Source organism: Bathymodiolus azoricus thioautotrophic gill symbiont (assembly GCF_001298715.1).
Taxonomy (GTDB): domain Bacteria; phylum Pseudomonadota; class Gammaproteobacteria; order PS1; family Pseudothioglobaceae; genus Thiodubiliella.
Map to the genome: position 1 here is coordinate 1 of NZ_CDSC02000258.1, position 17,615 is coordinate 17,615.

At 39.5% G+C, this 17,615-nt stretch carries 16 protein-coding genes and 3 tRNA genes; 4 read left to right on the top strand and 15 right to left on the bottom strand.

What is annotated here, in order from left to right:
* The 10 genes from BAZSYMA_RS04855 to BAZSYMA_RS04900 form a co-directional block, all read right to left on the bottom strand.
* Positions 1-282: hypothetical protein (locus BAZSYMA_RS04855; RefSeq protein WP_143243107.1), on the bottom strand; the 282-nt coding region annotated here is incomplete at its 3' end.
* A gap of 9 nt (positions 283-291) precedes the next feature.
* A complete protein-coding gene (locus tag BAZSYMA_RS04860; protein WP_090716218.1) occupies positions 292-732 on the bottom strand; it encodes a Panacea domain-containing protein in 441 nt (146 codons plus the stop codon).
* A gap of 262 nt (positions 733-994) precedes the next feature.
* Positions 995-2,056, bottom strand: coding sequence for a class II fructose-bisphosphate aldolase (gene fba, locus BAZSYMA_RS04865; RefSeq protein WP_090716221.1), 1,062 nt, complete (start codon positions 2,054-2,056; stop codon positions 995-997).
* A gap of 180 nt (positions 2,057-2,236) precedes the next feature.
* Complete coding sequence (gene pyk, locus BAZSYMA_RS04870) at positions 2,237-3,688, bottom strand: pyruvate kinase (RefSeq protein ID WP_090716225.1); 1,452 nt, start codon at positions 3,686-3,688, stop codon at positions 2,237-2,239.
* Between the two features lie 3 nt (positions 3,689-3,691).
* Positions 3,692-4,855 carry a phosphoglycerate kinase gene (locus BAZSYMA_RS04875; protein ID WP_090716228.1) on the bottom strand — a complete coding sequence of 388 codons (1,164 nt, stop codon included), beginning with the start codon at positions 4,853-4,855 and terminating at the stop codon, positions 3,692-3,694.
* Complete coding sequence (locus BAZSYMA_RS04880; protein WP_180323677.1) at positions 4,852-5,655, bottom strand: HNH endonuclease signature motif containing protein; 804 nt, start codon at positions 5,653-5,655, stop codon at positions 4,852-4,854. Before BAZSYMA_RS04880 ends, BAZSYMA_RS04875 begins: the two co-directional genes overlap by 4 nt.
* Positions 5,656-5,659: 4 nt before the next feature.
* On the bottom strand, positions 5,660-6,655 hold the full coding sequence (gap, locus tag BAZSYMA_RS04885) for a type I glyceraldehyde-3-phosphate dehydrogenase (RefSeq protein ID WP_090716232.1): 996 nt from the start codon (positions 6,653-6,655) through the stop codon (positions 5,660-5,662).
* 32 nt (positions 6,656-6,687) lie between these two features.
* Positions 6,688-8,673, bottom strand: coding sequence for a transketolase (gene tkt / locus BAZSYMA_RS04890; protein WP_090716235.1), 1,986 nt, complete (start codon positions 8,671-8,673; stop codon positions 6,688-6,690).
* Positions 8,674-8,831: 158 nt separating this feature from the next.
* Positions 8,832-8,907 (bottom strand) — tRNA-Thr (locus BAZSYMA_RS04895).
* Between the two features lie 77 nt (positions 8,908-8,984).
* Positions 8,985-9,061 (bottom strand) — tRNA-Met (locus tag BAZSYMA_RS04900).
* An 85-nt stretch (positions 9,062-9,146) separates the two neighbouring features.
* Between BAZSYMA_RS04900 and coaE the strand changes: the two genes are divergently transcribed.
* On the top strand, positions 9,147-9,761 hold the full coding sequence (coaE, locus tag BAZSYMA_RS04905; protein ID WP_090716238.1) for a dephospho-CoA kinase: 615 nt from the start codon (positions 9,147-9,149) through the stop codon (positions 9,759-9,761).
* A gap of 251 nt (positions 9,762-10,012) precedes the next feature.
* Here the strand turns inward: coaE and BAZSYMA_RS10535 are convergent, their stop codons facing one another.
* On the bottom strand, positions 10,013-10,135 hold the full coding sequence (locus tag BAZSYMA_RS10535) for a hypothetical protein (protein WP_195910106.1): 123 nt from the start codon (positions 10,133-10,135) through the stop codon (positions 10,013-10,015).
* Between the two features lie 359 nt (positions 10,136-10,494).
* Here BAZSYMA_RS10535 and BAZSYMA_RS04915 point away from each other — a divergent pair, with 359 nt between their 5' ends.
* Together BAZSYMA_RS04915 and BAZSYMA_RS10380 are read left to right on the top strand one after the other, a co-directional pair.
* Complete coding sequence (locus tag BAZSYMA_RS04915) at positions 10,495-10,977, top strand: DUF2569 domain-containing protein (protein WP_195910104.1); 483 nt, start codon at positions 10,495-10,497, stop codon at positions 10,975-10,977.
* Between the two features lie 45 nt (positions 10,978-11,022).
* Complete coding sequence (locus BAZSYMA_RS10380) at positions 11,023-11,250, top strand: DUF2846 domain-containing protein (RefSeq protein ID WP_237731646.1); 228 nt, start codon at positions 11,023-11,025, stop codon at positions 11,248-11,250.
* Positions 11,251-11,453: 203 nt separating this feature from the next.
* Here the strand turns inward: BAZSYMA_RS10380 and mfd are convergent, their stop codons facing one another.
* Both mfd and BAZSYMA_RS04930 read right to left on the bottom strand, forming a co-directional pair.
* Positions 11,454-14,888 carry a transcription-repair coupling factor gene (mfd, locus tag BAZSYMA_RS04925; RefSeq protein ID WP_090716247.1) on the bottom strand — a complete coding sequence of 1,145 codons (3,435 nt, stop codon included), beginning with the start codon at positions 14,886-14,888 and terminating at the stop codon, positions 11,454-11,456.
* 10 nt (positions 14,889-14,898) lie between these two features.
* Positions 14,899-15,528 (bottom strand): Maf family protein, encoded by a 630-nt coding sequence (locus tag BAZSYMA_RS04930; RefSeq protein WP_237731645.1) that lies wholly within the window; start codon positions 15,526-15,528, stop codon positions 14,899-14,901.
* Positions 15,529-15,551: 23 nt separating this feature from the next.
* Here BAZSYMA_RS04930 and folA point away from each other — a divergent pair, with 23 nt between their 5' ends.
* A complete protein-coding gene (gene folA / locus BAZSYMA_RS04935; RefSeq protein ID WP_090716249.1) occupies positions 15,552-16,037 on the top strand; it encodes a type 3 dihydrofolate reductase in 486 nt (161 codons plus the stop codon).
* Between the two features lie 22 nt (positions 16,038-16,059).
* Here folA and nhaA read toward each other — a convergent pair whose 3' ends face one another.
* Together nhaA and BAZSYMA_RS04945 are read right to left on the bottom strand one after the other, a co-directional pair.
* A complete protein-coding gene (nhaA, locus tag BAZSYMA_RS04940) occupies positions 16,060-17,397 on the bottom strand; it encodes a Na+/H+ antiporter NhaA (protein ID WP_090716252.1) in 1,338 nt (445 codons plus the stop codon).
* A 100-nt stretch (positions 17,398-17,497) separates the two neighbouring features.
* Positions 17,498-17,583: transfer RNA gene (locus BAZSYMA_RS04945), tRNA-Leu, on the bottom strand.
* Positions 17,584-17,615 lie beyond the last annotated feature (32 nt).

Genomic DNA, 17,615 nt, shown 5'->3' on the forward strand with positions numbered 1-17,615 from the left:
CAAAGCAATCAAAACTAAACTTTCAAGTTGAAAATAATGCTTATTTCCAGTCAATAGCAATAGCACCAAAATAATATAAGCGCAAATAACCCAAAACAATTTTTTGTATGTTCCAACTGCAAGTTGATGTTTGTTGTCTTTGTGAGATAGTTCTTGATTTTTCTTTTTAGACTCTAAAGGCTTTAAAGGATCTTCCTCTTCTAACGGTGTACTCAAGTTATTTATAATCGGTTTATCTTGTATATCTCTTCTTGTTAGAATAAATTCACTGATTCTACCCATAACTATAAATTAAAGATGATTGTCTTTATAAAATTTATATATATCATCAGCAGGAATGACACCATATTTATTGCTTTCCCAAGTTTTACTCCAAGGCGTATTCTTTTGATGAGTTAAACCTGATAATTGCGGACCACTATATTGCTTATAGTTTTTATATACCTCTTCAATGATCTCTGAACTATCCTTATCAATTTCTTCTTCAGGTGAGGAACTTATCTTATTTTTTACTTGATTAGAGTCATGCTCTCTCAACTTTTCATAAAGTTCTGGCACCACAGGTCCAAAATTCCAAGCTCTTGTATATTCATAATATAATTTAGTGTCCCTAAGTGCTAAACTAAACCCATGTGCAATATAGACCATCTTTTGTAATTGCATATTAGTTAAAGGTTCGTTTTTAGCCAAATCAATAAATTTATTAGCAATAGTTATTACCGGATAAACCATACGCCCTCCTTAAAATATATTTTTGTTGTAAGAGGCCTTTGCAGTGCGTAGCCTCCCTTGCGGATAAATAGGAACAATCATCAGAAACCCACTTTTCACCCACTTGGCGATTTTTTAAACCCAGCCTTAGCCCTGCTAGGACAAGGTTTAAAGAAATCACCAATTGGGCAAAAATTGGATTTTGCTAATCATCCCTATTTATGCAAAGGTCTCTGTAAATATAATCCAATTGCTTGCAACAAATCCTGCAATCTAAGTCCAACTATTTAATCTTTGCGTCTAACTCGCCAGACAAATATCTTTGACTCATCGTATCTAATGAAGAAACTTTGATTTTATCGGCATTGCCAGCTGAGCTAAAAGCCTCAAACCTAGCGGCACAAATATCACTCATGGCATTGGTGGCTTCTTTTAAGAATTTACGCGGGTCAAAATTAGCAGTATTTTCAATCAAATGCTTACGCACTGCGCCTGTTGATGCCATACGCAAGTCAGTATCAATGTTAACTTTACGCACACCGTGCTTAATACCTTCAACGATTTCATTCACTGGCACCCCATAAGTTTGGCCCATATCACCACCATGATTGTTGATGATTTCTAACCAATCTTGTGGCACTGAAGACGAACCATGCATAACCAAATGCGTGTCTGGGATGCGTGCGTGAATTTCTTTAATGCGGTCAATACGCAGCACATCACCTGTTGGTTCTGCGGTAAATTTGTACGCACCGTGTGAAGTGCCAATCGCGATTGCTAAAGCATCTACATTGGTGGCCTTAACAAAATCAGCCGCTTCTTCCACTGAGGTAAGCAACATATCTAAATCTAGCTTACCTTCCGCACCATGACCATCTTCTTCGCCCATCATGCCAGTTTCAAGTGAACCTAAACAACCTAATTCGCCTTCTACAGAAACACCGCCTGCGTGTGCCATTTTTACCACTTCAGCGGTAACATTAACATTGTACTCAAAGCTGGCTGGGGTTTTCATATCAGCCTCTAAAGAACCATCCATCATCACCGATGAAAAACCCGATTGAATTGAACGCAAGCAAATAGCCGGCTCAGAACCGTGGTCCTGATGCATCACCACTGGAATATGGGGATACATTTCAGTCGCCGCAATAATAAGATGACGCAAGAATGGCTCACCTGCATAAGAGCGTGCACCTGCAGAGCCCTGCATGATAACTGGACTATTTGTCCTGTCTGCAGCCTGCATAATCGCGTGCACCTGCTCCATATTGTTAACATTGAATGCTGGCATACCATAGCTATTATCTGCCGCATGGTCTAATAATTCTCTTAGTGAAATTAACATATTTTTACTCCTTTTTTTATTTTGAATTAAATACTTACTAAAGTTTAACGCTACTCGTTTATTTAGTAACGAACACACATATTTTTACTTTTTTTATTTTTAATTAAATACCTTTTAAAATTTAATATTGCTCATTCGTTTAGCAACGAAGACACCTATTTTCTTGCTATTTTAGCTTACTTACTCATATTCAGTATCACCAACACAAAGAATTTTCATTAGGTTAGTTCCGCCTGACTCTCCTTTATGCATACCCTTGGTTAATACCACCAAATCTCCATTTCCTACAATATCTTTTTCTGTTAATATTTTAATCACTCTGGCATTGACCTTGCTCCAATCTAAATTAGACATATCCTCAATACCGCAAGGATAAACACCACGATAAAGTGTCGTTTTACGCAAAGTAGCAATACTATCACTCATCGCATAAATTGAGATATCAGAACTCATACGCGACATCCACAATGGTGTTTTACCACTCTCAGTAAGTGCCGCTACGACTTTAACACCCAGATGATTTGCCGCATACATAGTACTCATGGCAATGGTTTCATCAATATGTGTAAAATTTTCATATAGGCGATGATGTGAAGTTTTTGCAATTGGATTTTTCTCGGCTTCTATACAAACATCGTGCATGGTCTTCACTGCATTCTCTGGATAATCACCTGCTGCCGTTTCTGCAGATAGCATCACTGCATCTGTACCATCCAATACCGCATTTGCCACATCAAAAACTTCTGCACGCGTTGGAATTGGATTGCTAATCATTGACTCTAACATCTGCGTTGCAGTAATCACAATACGGTCATTTGACCTAGCTAATTTAATCAATCTCTTTTGCTGTGCTGGTAATTGTGGATCACCAATTTCAACACCCAAATCACCACGCGCTACCATGATGCCGGCTGACTCCTGAATAATATCAGCAATAATATCATCTACCAAAGATTCAGCGCGTTCAATTTTTGAAATCACGCCTGCATCAGAACCCGCTTCTTTTAATAACTTCTTGGTAAGTCGCACATCATCACCACTCACTGGAAAGGAAAGTGCAACATAATCTGCATTTGCCTTAGCAGCAGTTAGTATGTCTTTCTTGTCTTTTTCAGTTAGTGCATCAGCCGACAAGCCACCGCCACGAAGGTTAATACCCTTCTTATCAGATAAAATGCCGCTCTGCGTTACCACGGTATTAATTTTATTGCCTTCAATGCTAGTAACCTCTAGAACAATCTTACCATCATCAAGTATTAAAACATTGCCTGTTTTAACCTCTTGTGGCAAGGTTTTGTAAGCAATGCCAACACCATCTTGATTACCAGAAGTCTCGTCCATATCGCCGTCAAGTGCAAACTTATCACCGATATTTAATTCAATCTTTTTTTCATCTTTAAAGCCAGCAACACGAATCTTTGGACCTTGTAAATCCATCAAAACGCCCACATAGGTATTGTTATCATGTGCCCAATTGCGCACGGCTTTCACTCTAGCCAAGTGTTCTTCTGCACTACCGTGAGAAAAGTTAATACGCACAACATTCACGCCTGCTTTTAGAATACCTTCTAAAACACCTTGCTTATCCGTTGCTGGACCGAGTGTTGCTAATATTTTGGTTCTTCTAGGCAAGAGTTACTCCGCTGCTCGAAGTTCTAAAATCTCTACAGCTGGTAATTTCTTACCTTCTAAGAATTCTAAGAACGCACCGCCACCAGTAGAAATGTAGCTTACTTTGTCTTCAATATTGTACTTATCAACCGCTGCTAAAGTATCACCGCCACCTGCAATTGAGAATGCATCAGAATTAGCAATCGCCATTGCAACTGTCTTAGTGCCACCTTCAAATTGGTCAAATTCAAACACACCAACTGGACCATTCCATACGATAGTACCTGCATTTTTCATAATCTCAGCCAGTTCTTGTGCAGAATCAGGACCAATGTCAAAAATCATATCGTCATCTACCACCTCTGATGACGCCTTGGTTTCAGCTACTGTAGATTCTGAAAATTCCTTGCCGCAAACTACATCATTTGGCACCGGAATTTCACAATCTTCCATCAATTTTTTAGCTGTTGGAATTAAGTCATTTTCGCACAATGATTGTCCAACATTGTGCCCCTGTGCTGCAATAAAGGTATTGGCAATACCGCCACCAACCACTAATTGGTCAACAATTTTGGATAAAGACTCTAATACTGTTAATTTGGTTGATACTTTAGAACCACCAACAATTGCTACCATCGGGCGCTTAGGGTTATCTAATGCCTTACCTAATGCCTCTAATTCACCTGATAACAACGGGCCAGAACAAGCAATCGGTGCATACTTAGCCACACCATGGGTTGAGGCTTGTGCACGGTGTGCTGTACCAAATGCATCCATCGCAAAGATGTCACACATGGCTGCCATACGCTCAGATAAAGCATCGTTGTTTGCCATTTCGCCCACATTAAAACGCACATTCTCGCAAAGCACAACTTCGCCATCATTCATCTCAATACCATCTAACCAATCTTTTTCTAAGCGTACTGTAATGTTTAATAATTCACTGAGGCGATCGGCAACGGGTTGCAAGGTAAACTCATCACTCGTTTCACCTTCTGTAGGGCGACCACGGTGTGACATCAACATGACTTTAGCGCCTTGCTTCATTGCCATTTCGATGGTTGGCAATGACGCTTTAATGCGCTTATCGCTTGTTACCACCCCTGCTTTAATAGGCACATTTAAATCCTGACGAATCAGAACTCTTTTGCCACTCAATTCTAACGCTTCTAAATTTATAATCATCATTTATCCTTCCATATTTTTCCAACTAATTTAGGGTTTACAATAAAGGGATTGTAATTGCCTTGTATTGCCATAATTTGCTTGTTGCGTTTTCTTTCTTTGTCGCTCACTGGGTCGTTCTTGTGCCACCTAAGCAATATCTTTTGTGCCCATGGCGTAAAGTTATTGCCTTTTAATATCGGTGAAGACCAATTCTGAACTCTGTCATAATAAGCAGTTAGCAAGTAAAAATACCCTCTAGCAAGATCTCCTTTAAACTCATCAACAGGCTCAAAATATTTTCCTTTTAAGCTTTTATCTTTTGCCTTACCCAGTTTAGATCCATTCAAAGAAAATTTTGCCCCCTTTGGATCAACTTCTGCGTAAGGGTAAGAGGCGCGCATATTATTCACATACCCATCTACTGGATATATATGATATAGATCCTTCGCCATTGGCTTTCCTAAGTCGTCACCCCACCAAGCCTTTGGAAAAGAATGCTCCCTGTTATAACAGTCACCTTCTTTTTTGTAGTGACCGCATTGATTGACAAAAAACTCATAAACATACGGCAACTTGTTCTTCTTATATGAATAAATATCAAACACTTTATTCGGTTTGTTAGGCAACGCATCCGTTTTCTTAAATGTCTTCCATAAATCTTTATAACTCAAAACCTTGTGTTTGCTTATTTTATCAAATAATTGCTTTCTTAATGACTCTCCTTGTTGTTGAGTGTCAACTGTATTTCCAACTACAGGGGCAGACGAACAACCATATAGCGTTACGCTAAATAAGACACCAATAAAAAAGTAAATTCTCATGCGACTAAGCAATATGTTGAACCAAACGAAGCATATTACAAGTGTAGCCATACTCATTATCATACCAAGACACTAACTTCACAAATGTATCGTCAAGTGCGATACCAGCATTCGCATCAAAAATTGATGAAGCACTGATGCCACGGAAATCAGACGATACAACCATATCTTCTGTGTACTGTAGTGTACCTTTCATTGCACCCTCTGAAGTTGCTTTGATGGTTGCACAAATTTCTTCATAACTGGCAGGCTTGTCTAACTCACAAGTCAAGTCAACCACTGAAACATCGACCGATGGAATGCGAAAAGCCATACCCGTTAATTTACCGTTTAATTCTGGCAATACAACGCCTACCGCTTTAGCAGCACCTGTTGATGAAGGAATGATGTTCTCAAATACTGCACGACCCCCTCTCCAATCCTTCATTGAAGGACCATCAACTGTTTTTTGTGTTGCAGTAGAGGCGTGAACCGTTGTCATTAAGCCACGCTTAAGTCCCCAGTTGTCATCAATGATTTTAGCAATTGGCGCTAAACAGTTAGTGGTACAAGACGCCGCAGAAACAATCGCTTGAGCGTTGTAAGAATCGTGGTTAACACCGTATACAAACATTGGTGTGTTGTCTTTAGCAGGTGCCGATTGAACGACTTTCTTAGCACCAGCATCAATGTGTGCTTGACAAGATTCTTCAGTTAAAAAGAAACCCGTACAGTCAATGACAACATCTACATCAATATCGCCCCATTTAAGGTCGGCTGGGTTACGCTCAGCACTAAGGCGAACCTTCTTACCATCAATTATAAAATTGTCGCCTTCAACAGCAATATCACCATCAAAACGACCTTGTGCTGTGTCATACTTAAGCATATATGCTAAATAATCATTTTCCAGTAAGTCGTTAATGCCAACCACTTCCAACCCTGGAAAGTCCTTTTTAATTGCACGAAACACCATACGACCGATACGACCAAAACCATTGATACCTATTTTAATTCCCATTTTCCTACTCCTTTTTTATATTTTTTTTAAAATTATGCCAAAACTTCATTTACAGTTTTAACCACATTATCTACTGTGAAACCAAATTCTTTAAATAACTGATCTGCTGGTGCGCTCTCACCGAAGCTCGTCATACAAACCACATCACCTTCTAGACCAACATACTTGTACCAAGCATCACCAACACCTGCTTCAATCGCAACACGCTTTACGCCTGGCGTTAACACAGAATCTTGATACGCCTTATCTTGTGTGTCAAATGCATCTGTTGAAGGCATTGAAACCACACGAACTTTTTTGTCACGCATTGCCGCAGCGCTTTCCACTGCTAAACCAACTTCAGAGCCTGTTGCAATTAAAATGATGTCTGGCGTGCCTTCACAATCCTGCAATACATAACCCCCTTTTTCAATATTTGCCACTTGTTCAGCCGTTCTTTCCATTGGCGTCAAATTTTGTCTTGAGAATACCAATGCAGTCGGCGCATCGCATCGAAGCATCGCCATCTTCCAAGAAACTGCCGATTCAACTGCATCACAACCTCTCCAAGTTTGAAAGTTTGGAATCATTCTCATGGTTGCCAATTGCTCAACAGGCTGATGTGTCGGACCATCTTCGCCCAAGCCGATAGAGTCGTGTGTATAAACATAAATCGTACCAATTTTCATTAGTGCCGACATACGCAATGCGTTACGCATGAATTCCATAAACATAAAGAAGGTTGCACCATAAACTTTGAAACCACCATGTAAGACCATACCATTCATCATATGCGCCATACCAAATTCACGCACACCCCATGAAATATAATTGCCGTTAGCGTTTTCTTTGTTGACTTTAACGGTGCCTGACCAGTTAGTAAGGTTAGAACCTGTTAAATCCGCACTACCGCCAAACATTTCTGGTAATAATGGTCCCATTGCTTCAATTGCGTTTTGACTTGCTTTGCGTGATGCAATATTCGGCATTTCACCTTGAGTCTTAGCGATGAACTTATCCATCTCAACTGCAAAATTCGCTGGCAACTCACCCGCCATACGACGCTCGAACTCAGCTGCTTCCGCTGGAAACTCTGCCTTATAAGTAGAAAATTTATCATTCCAAGTGCTTTCATCTGTCACGCCTTGTGCTTTGTGATCCCAACCTTCGTAAACATCAGCAGGGATTTCAAATGCTACATGGTCCCAGCCCAGTTGCTTGCGTGTTGCTGCGATTTCTTCGTTTCCCAAAGGGGCGCCATGGCAATCATGGGTACCTGCAAGGTTTGGCGAGCCAAAACCAATGGTTGTTTTGCAACAAATCAAACTTGGCTTGTCGGTAACCGCTTTCGCTTCTTCAATCGCTTTATTAATTGCCTTAGCATCATGACCATCAACAGCAACCACATGCCAATCATAAGACTTAAAACGACCCGGAACGCCTTTCTCCATCCAATCACCGATATGTCCATCAATTGAAATGTCATTATCATCCCAAAAAGCCATCAACTTGCCCAACCCTAATGTACCTGCCATTGCGCAAGACTCGTGCGACAAACCTTCCATCAAACAACCATCGCCCATAAATACATAGGTGTTATGATCAACAATCTCATGACCTGGTTTGTTAAATTGTGCGCCTAATGTACGCTCTGCAATCGCCATACCCACAGCATTAGTGATACCTTGACCTAATGGACCTGTTGTTGTTTCAATACCATCTATATAGCCATACTCAGGATGTCCTGCAGTCTTTGCATGCAATTGGCGAAAATCCTTAATGTCATCAATTGACAAATCAAAGCCTGTTAAATGCAGCAATGAGTAAATCAACATTGAACCGTGTCCATTAGATAAAACAAACCTATCTCTATCTGCCCAGTTAGCATTAGTTGGATTATACTTCATGTGGTCGTTCCAAAGCACTTCGGCAATATCTGCCATTCCCATTGGCGCACCTGGATGACCTGAATTGGCTTTCTGAACCGCATCCATACTTAAAGCACGAATCGCATTTGCTAAATTTCTGCGTGATGACATATTAAATTTCCTTGATGAAAAATTGAATAATTATACGCAAAAACTCTAAATTTATCAACACTGCCCGCAAACACCTGCCCTATCAACAAACCAACAATGAACAGTTTTTTTATAGGCGAAAAAAAAGGTCATCGCAAAATAACCTTTTTTTTAAAAAATGGTGCCGAAGGCCGGACTCGAACTGGCGACCTACTGATTACAAATCAGTTGCACTACCAACTGTGCTACTTCGGCGTAATGAATTTGAAAATTATACAATCTTATCTAAAATACATTGCGCTTTTTATTACGATTGTATAAATTCTCAAATATGGTGGTTATAGGTGGACTTGAACCACCGACCCCAGCATTATGAATGCTGTGCTCTAACCAGCTGAGCTACATAACCATGAAGAGCAATATTATCGGGACTTTTGCCATAAAAGTCAATAGATAATTACAGGTGAAGATTTGTGGTGCTAAAATCAACACCTATGACAACACTTAAAATTGCACTGACGGGTGGCATTGCTTGCGGAAAATCACAGATGGCTCATATTTTTGCTGAGTTAGGTGCTGATGTTGTTCGGCTTGATGATGTTTCTAAACAAGTAACTACGCCTGAATCAGATGGCCTTAGAGAGCTGGTAGATGTCTTTGGCAAAAGGATTCTTAATCAAGATAACAGCCTTGATCGACAAGTGTTGCGAACCCTCTTATTAGAAAACAAAAGCAATAAAAATCGTATTGAAGTCATTTTGCATCCAAAAATATTGAAAATAATGCAAGAATGGCAAAAAAATTCACAAAAATCCTTAAATATTGTAGAAATTCCACTACTTATAGAGAAAAACTTAACTTATCTGTTTGATAGAGCTATTATTTTGACCTGTAATGAAGAAAAACAGCTAAAAAGACTGAAAAATCGTGCAAATATTGACGAAAAACAAGCAAAAAATATGATTTCTATGCAAACTAGTCACGAAAATAGGTTAAAAATTTCTGCAGAATTGCCCTGTGATGTTATTGAAAACAATGGCACGATTGCCGATTTAAAAAAGCAAACTCAACAGTTATATCAAAAACTCAATCAATCTGTAGGCATTTGACGGGCTTACTTAGTCGCCCCTTAAAAACCCATTCCAAACAAACCAAAACCACCCATTTTGCCAAAACAAAAAAATAGTGGCTATCACCAGCCATTTTCTCAAATTCCAAGCACAGGCAGCCATTAAAACATTAATCTCATCACCAACTTGCCCTTTGAGTAGGTTTCTAGAGAGTCTAAAATCTGAGGTCAAGTAAACTTCTTTCTGTAAATTGCCATCTATTCCACCGATTTCTCGTTCATTAAAAAAACCTACCCGTTATTATTGTCCAAAGACAAATAAGCTTTAGAGCTTTGCCACTGCTCTGAGACTTCCATCACCACAGCCGTAACCAACCTCAAACAAGAATCCTCATTAGCAAATATTTTAGCCACTATGTGGGTGAACGCTTTTTTAAAGTTTTTGGTTTTTTATTATTCGGGTTTTTGCAAGCAAAAAACCAAAAACTTTAAAAAAGTGTTCACATTGAATTTACAGAAAAAATTTACAGTACCCACGCACCTAGACAAAATAAATACGCCACTTCACTATCCAGCGTTACTTTGAGTTAAAATAATCACCTGCATTAAAAGCATGTAAAAAAATAACTGATATTTACTATCATGCTAAATATCAGGTTTTATTGACAGGTTTTTATTAAAAAAACAAATACGCCTGATCTTATTTTTAATACCGCATATCAGGGCAATAATGCCTTATGCTAATAGTTAAGGCAACAAAGAGGAATAGAAGCATGGCTGAACAAATTGAACAAGAAGAACCGAGTGTGCAAGCCAAAGACGAAAAACTCGTTGGCATAAGGGGGTGGCTAATTTTGCCAGCTATTGGTTTTGTGTTGGGTACGCTCATTAGAGTTTCCACCTTGATTGTAGATATTGGAGCGTATAGTACTGGAATGTACTCCGATGTCGCAAGGGCTGGGATCGATGAAATATATACGCTTGAATTTATTATATCGCTGAGTTTAACAGGCCTCCTAATCTACGCTACAATATTATTTTTAAAAAAGAAAAAGAATGCACCTAAAGTCATCATCGCCCTACACATAGCGAGCATTGTTGCTTTGTATGTGTTTCTTGTTTTTGAATTAGATACCGAAGCAAAAATGTTTGCAGTCGAAATCGTAATACAACTTGTTAATAGCGTTATTGCTGCAGTTATTTGGATTCCGTACTTTGTGGTTTCGAAGAGAGTAAAAGCCACATTCGTTAATTGAACCATCATGCCCTAACAAGGCCAATGCACATGGAAAATCCGATAGATGAGTATTACCCCAAACAAGGTTATGATTGTAGAGCGACGACCTTCGAATGGTAAAGCGGGATTATATATTTATAGAGACTCTTTTGCTGGTTCAGCTTTAAAAAAAGATGTATGGGTTGATGGCAAGTGTATTGGAGAGACGGCTTTAAATATATTTTTCTATGAAGAAGTTGCTGGTGATAAAACGCATACAATATCAACCGATATCAGAATTCTCCCCAAATAATTTAGTTCTAAGAACAAGAAAAGATCAAAATTACTTTGTACGACAATATATGAAATTTGGTGTTTTTGTCGGAGGGCGCAGGACTTGAGCTTGTAGGCACTGAAAAAGAAAAAAGAACTGTTTCTAAATTAGAATTAGCTAAAAAAGGCACCTGTAGTAATGCCACTCCAGCCAGGTGCTAACGCGTCGGCTGAATTCTGGCGTTAGGCTCCTAAAGTTTTTAGCAAACCTTCAATCAACTCAATTCGTTCAATATTATCAGGCATTTCCTGCTTAAAAATAAGCTGGTTTTGCCCTTTGAGTTGATAGGTTTTTGGCTGTGTTTGTACTAGGTTGATGATTTTTATGGGTTCAATATTGATTTTGTCTGAAAAAATAATATGCGCCTTGTCATCATAGATTGAAACTTTATTAATACCAATTTTTTCACAAAAGAGTTTAAGTCGAGTAGTGGCAAATAGGTTTTTAGTGGGGTCTGGCAACAAGCCAAAACGGTCAATCATCTCAATGCTCAGGTCTTTTAACTCATCATTGTCTTTGCCGTTGGCAATACGCTTATATAAAACCAAGCGCTCGTGCACATCGCCTAAATAAGTGTCGGGAATAATGCAAGCAAGCCCAGTGTCAATATCAACTTCATGATTAATAGGGTCGTTTATATTGATTTTTTTGCCCACGCGCATAGCATCAACCGTGCGTTTCAGTAGGTCGTGATAAAGGTTAAAGCCAATTTCGCTAATCTTGCCTGATTGGTTGTCACCGAGCAAATCACCTGCGCCACGAATTTCTAAGTCATGATTAGCAAGCATAAATCCAGCGCCCAACTCTTCCAAAGACTCAACTGCTTCTAGGCGTTTTTTAGCATTGTCACTCAGTGACTGGTGGGATTTTATGACCAAATAAGCATAAGCCCTATGATGTGACCTACCGACCCGCCCACGCAACTGGTGCAATTGTGCCAAACCAAAATTTTGTGCATTGTTAATAATAATGGTATTGGCATTTGGAATATCAATACCAGTCTCAATGATGGTAGTGCAAACCAAAATCTGAAAACGACCGTGGTAAAAATCACTCATAATTTGCTCTAATTCACGACTTGGCATTTGCCCATGAGCAATACGAATGTGTGCGTTTTTCATCAATGATTTAAGGTTTTCTGCCATATTGTCAATGGTATCAATATCGTTGTGTAAAACAAATATTTGACCACCACGATGCATCTCTCGAGAGCAAGCCTCTTTAATCGTATCATCGTCCCACTCTTTAACAAAGGTTTGAATCGCGCTGCGCCCTTGTGGTGGTGTGGCAATAATTGACAATTCTCTGAGCGAGCCAAGCGCCATGTTCAATGTGCGTGGAATTGGGGTGGCAGTCATGGTCAAAATATCGCTGCGTCCACGCATTTTTTTCAGTGATTCTTTTTGCTTAACGCCAAATCGGTGCTCTTCATCAATAATCACCAAGCCCAGTTGTTTGTATTTGATGCTACCTTGAATCAGTTTGTGGGTACCAATGACGATATCACAAGTACCATCAAGTAGTTTTTGCTTGATTTGCGTTTGTTCTTTAGTACTTTGAAAGCGTGATAGGGCTTTGATTTCAATAGGGTAGTTAATAAACCTATCTTTGAAAGAGGCGTAATGCTGGTTGGCAAGTAATGTGGTCGGCACCAAAATGGCAACTTGCTTGCCAGCTTCAACTGCTAAGAATGCAGCGCGCATGGCAATCTCTGTTTTGCCAAAGCCCACATCGCCACACACCAACCTGTCCATTGGCTTATGCAATTGCATATCCGCCAACACTTCGCCCATGGTTTTGATCTGGTCAGGGGTTTCCTCAAAAGGAAAACTGGCAACAAAAGAGCCGTAAGCATCATTGGGTTCAGGAAAAGCAAAACCCCTTTGAGACTCACGTTTAGCATAGATCTCTAATAATTCAGCAGCAATGTCATGGAGGGCTTCATGTGCTTTTTGCTTGGCTTTGGTCCATTGGTTAGTGCCGAGTTTGTGTAGGGGTGCGGTCTCTGGTGATGCCCCAGAATAACGAGAAATCAAATTCAGCGAAGTCATTGGCACCATCAGTTTTGAACCTTTGGCATATTCCAACATTAGGAAGTCTTGCGTTAAACCATCAAAAGTTTGTGTTTTTAACCCCAAATATCGACCCACACCATAGCTTTCATGCACAATCGGGTCACCAATCTGGATTTCCACCAAAGATTTAATCGCCTCATCAAAATCCTTGTGCTTAGCGCGCCTACGCCTTTGCTGTTTAACCACATCAGCGCCGAACAAATTAACTTCGGTAATAATGGCAATATCTTGGGTTAGTAAGCCCTCGCTAAGCTCATCATTGGTAATACAAAGTTTTTTATCACTGCTGAGAAAATCTTGCCAACCCTCAACTGGGTTCGGCTTGAGTTCATGGCTGATAAGCAAGTCACTAAGTACGCTTTTTCGCCCTTCAGATGCACAAACAATCAAAATTTTGCCGCTGAATTTTTTCTCAAAAACAAGAAATTTATTTAGCGGTACTTTGTTTTGTGCGTTGATATTTAATGATGGTAATAATTGACTAGCAAAATTCAAATGGTCTAATTTTTCTTCATTTTTTGAACTGCTCATCAACAATTGTTGCCGTTGTTTGATTTGACTAAACAATTGCTGTTTCTCAATAAAAACTTGCTCCACAGGCAACGGCAGCCTGTCAAAATTCTCACTGGCTTGCTGGTATCGGCTGTTGATCTCATCATAAGTTAATGCTACCAATGAGTTGAAACCTTCGCTAGTGGCAATAATGCTATCACTGGGTAGATAGTCAAATAAGGTATTGGTATGCGTAAAAAATAACGAAAGATAAAATTCGATACCACTTGGCAGGCGCGACTCAGTAACTTCATCATAAATAAAACCGCTGATATTGTCAAAAGCCTTTTGGTAGTTTTCTTTAAAAATCTCAATACTATTTTTATCAGTGGCAAACTCTCTAGCGGGTAATAAAAAAACCTCTTTCGTTGTTTCAGTAGAGCGTTGTGTTGAAACATCAAACAGGCGAATAGATTCAATTTCTTGGTCAAACAAATCCAAGCGACAAGGCAACTTTGCACCCATCGGATAGATATCTATCAAGGAGCCTTTCACGCTAAACTCGCCGTGTTCCATTACCTTCATCACTCGGTTGTAACCAATTTTAAGTAAGCGCTGGGCAAAAGTTTGTAGCTCTAACATGGCACCAACTTTCAAACTAAAACTATATGCCTTGCTAAACTCCAACGGACATAATTGCTGTGTTAACGATTCTAATGTGGTAATAACAATACCACGCTTAAGGCTAGGTAATTTTGATAGGGTGTTGAGTCGACTTGAGGTAATGTCTGGGTGCGGGGAAAAATGATCAAAAGCCAACACCTCCCAATTATCAAATCTAAGAATGTCCAAACCAGTATTATAAAAATGTAATGACTTAAGCAACTGGTCAAAATGACTGATATCGTTTGCCACCACCAAAATAACATTATCTTGTGTTTTGGCAAATTCAATCAATGCCAAAGCCTGTGCACTGCCGTAGAGCGAGCCCCAATAGAATTTTTGTCCAGACTTAAAAGGGGTTATTCCTTGAGGGTAAAGATATTGCATACAAAAGGCGTTAGTCTTTTAAATCGGTACTTTGACTTAAAACATCAATGCCTTGATTTTCAAGCATTTTGATGAGTTGAATCAGTGGCAAACCAATTAGCGTATTAGGATCATTATCCTCTATACACTCTACAAGGCTAATACCAAGCGCCTCGGATTTGAAGCTACCTGCACAGTTATATGGCTTTTCTTTTTGCAGATAATACTCGATTTGCTTGGCGCTCAATACTTTAAACACAATCTTAGATTTTTCAACAACTGTGTCTATTGTATCTGTATGTGTATCTAAAAGTGCCAAACTTGTAAGAAATGTAACGGTATTTCCAGAGCTTTTCTCAAGTTGCTTAACGGCATTTTCGTGTGAGTGTGGCTTGGTTAAAATCTTATCGCCGAGCGTTGCCACTTGGTCTGAAGCAATAATAAACCCACTGCGAGTTTTTGCCACCTCAAATGCTTTTTCCTGTGCCAATCTAAACACCAACTGTTCGGGCGTTTCGTTAACTTTTCTGGACTCGTCAATATCTGGCGACACAACATCAAAGTCCAAGCCTAATTTATTAAGCAATTCTTTTCTAAAAGGGGACGAAGAGGCAAGAATTAATGACACAAATGGCAAAGGTATTTGTAAAATAGAAATCATTTTACTTTATTTGGGTTTGCTTTATGCGTTTATCAATTATTGTGGCCATGGACGACAATCAGCTTATTGGCAAAGACAATGCCTTACCTTGGCGCTTGCCTGCTGATTTAGCATATTTTAAAAAAACTACCACCGGTAAAACGGTACTAATGGGGCGCAAAACTTATGAATCTATTGGCTTCCCACTGCCGAATCGTCGCAATATAATAGTAAGTCGCAATACTAACTTTCATGCCAAAGGCTGCGAAGTGATTAACAACATTACTGCCGTATTAGAATTGGCGAAAGATGACGGCGAGGTGATGATAATGGGTGGCGCATCCTTCTACGAACAAATACTACCAAATGTTAATAGACTCTACATCACCCAAATTGAAGGTGAATTTGAAGGTGATGCCCACTTCCCTGAGTTTGATCGAGGTGACTTTGTTGAAACCTTTAGGGAGTCCCACATGCCAGATGAGAAAAACCCACACACCTATCACTTTAGTATTTTAGACAGAAAATAGCGCTTTTAATGTTTAACAACCCCTAGGAGTTACTGTTTTTAGCAACATATCTAAGCCAAAAATACCCAAACAGCCCTGCAAATAATGATGCTGTTAAAATGCCGATTTTTGCTTGAAATATAGAATCAGGATTGCCTAAAAACGCCAATTCTGCTACAAAAATAGACATGGTGAATCCAATGCCACCTAAAAAAGAAACACCAAATATTTGACTCATACTGCTACCTTGAGGCAGGACGGCTATTTTAAGTTTGACAGCCGCCCACACAACACCAAAAATACCCAGCACTTTCCCAGCAACAAGTCCCACAATAATTCCTATTGATATGGGCTGCACAATGGTGTCAACAATAAGATCAAAATCAATGGCAATACCTGCATTCGCAAGTGCAAATAAAGGGATGATAATTAAAGCAATCGGCAGGTGTAAACCACACTCTAATCTACCAGCTGGCGTCCCCGTATCGCTAATTCTATCTGTGATATTTGCTAAAATAGCCTTTTGTTTTTCATGCATACCATGATCAACACACAACGGATATTTCTCATATTCGCCTAATAATCTTTTTATATGCTTAACAAGGCTTAACGGCGCCTGTTTTGGTTTTGAAGGAATTGCTAAAGCCCCAATAACGCCTGCAATAGTTGCATGCACACCAGATTCAAGCATAAAAAACCACATAAATATGGAAACCGCAAAATACGGAAAAACAGCATGTATACCAAATCTGTTCAACGCAACCAAGACTAAAAATGACATACCTGCTATCGCCAAAGGCAACAAGTGTATTTGATCGGTATAAAAGACAGCAATCACCAGCACAGCACCCAAATCATCTACAATGGCCAATGCCACTAAAAATGTAACCAGTGCTATCGGCACTCTTTTACCCAATAACACCAAAGCACTAATTGCAAATGCGATGTCTGTTGCCATTGGCACCCCCCAGCCATTAGCGCCATCTGTGCCGGCATTGATACTAAAAAATATTAATGCTGGAAAAACCATGCCACCAATAGCAGCTAAAATAGGCAAAATAGCCACCTTAATATTTGACAATTCTCCCGCTAATATTTCTCTTTTTATCTCCAGCCCGATAAGAAAAAAGAAAATAGCCATTAAACCATCGTTAATCCAATGATGAATGGTGTGTGACAATGTCCAGTCGCCGATATTAAGTGCTATTTCCGTATGGAAAAAATACGCATAAGCCTCAGCCAAGGGAGAATTAGCGAGTATCAACGCCAACACCGTCATAAACATCAAAACAATACCTGTGGTTGTTTGTGCATGCAAGAAATGTTCAAATGGTGTTGAAACTTTTTTAAAGGCTTTTTCCCAGGGTGCGTATAGCTTCATTGTCAATCCTATTGTTTTTCAATTATTTTAAGATTATATCACTATCATCAATACAGAGCCCCCCCTTAAAAGGTATTAAAAATATAATGGCGAAACAAAATGGTGCCGACGGCGAGAGTTGAACTCGCACGAGCGTAGCCCACTACCCCCTCAAGGTAGCGTGTCTACCAATTCCACCACGTCGGCAAAATAGTTAGTGTTACTTAGGAGTATCGTTT

Bases quoted from the DNA above. Each gene is read 5' to 3' on its own strand.
- nhaA (WP_090716252.1), bottom strand. From the start codon at position 17,397: ATGAAGCTATACGCACCCTGGGAAAAAGCCTTTAAAAAAGTTTCAACA.
- BAZSYMA_RS10380 (WP_237731646.1), top strand. From the start codon at position 11,023: ATGAGTATTACCCCAAACAAGGTTATGATTGTAGAGCGACGACCTTCG.
- gap (WP_090716232.1), bottom strand. From the start codon at position 6,655: ATGGGAATTAAAATAGGTATCAATGGTTTTGGTCGTATCGGTCGTATG.
- mfd (WP_090716247.1), bottom strand. From the start codon at position 14,888: ATGCAATATCTTTACCCTCAAGGAATAACCCCTTTTAAGTCTGGACAA.
- BAZSYMA_RS04930 (WP_237731645.1), bottom strand. From the start codon at position 15,528: ATGATTTCTATTTTACAAATACCTTTGCCATTTGTGTCATTAATTCTT.
- coaE (WP_090716238.1), top strand. From the start codon at position 9,147: ATGACAACACTTAAAATTGCACTGACGGGTGGCATTGCTTGCGGAAAA.
- tkt (WP_090716235.1), bottom strand. From the start codon at position 8,673: ATGTCATCACGCAGAAATTTAGCAAATGCGATTCGTGCTTTAAGTATG.
- BAZSYMA_RS04875 (WP_090716228.1), bottom strand. From the start codon at position 4,855: ATGATGATTATAAATTTAGAAGCGTTAGAATTGAGTGGCAAAAGAGTT.
- BAZSYMA_RS04880 (WP_180323677.1), bottom strand. From the start codon at position 5,655: ATGAGAATTTACTTTTTTATTGGTGTCTTATTTAGCGTAACGCTATAT.
- fba (WP_090716221.1), bottom strand. From the start codon at position 2,056: ATGTTAATTTCACTAAGAGAATTATTAGACCATGCGGCAGATAATAGC.
- folA (WP_090716249.1), top strand. From the start codon at position 15,552: ATGCGTTTATCAATTATTGTGGCCATGGACGACAATCAGCTTATTGGC.
- BAZSYMA_RS04915 (WP_195910104.1), top strand. From the start codon at position 10,495: ATGGCTGAACAAATTGAACAAGAAGAACCGAGTGTGCAAGCCAAAGAC.
- BAZSYMA_RS04860 (WP_090716218.1), bottom strand. From the start codon at position 732: ATGGTTTATCCGGTAATAACTATTGCTAATAAATTTATTGATTTGGCT.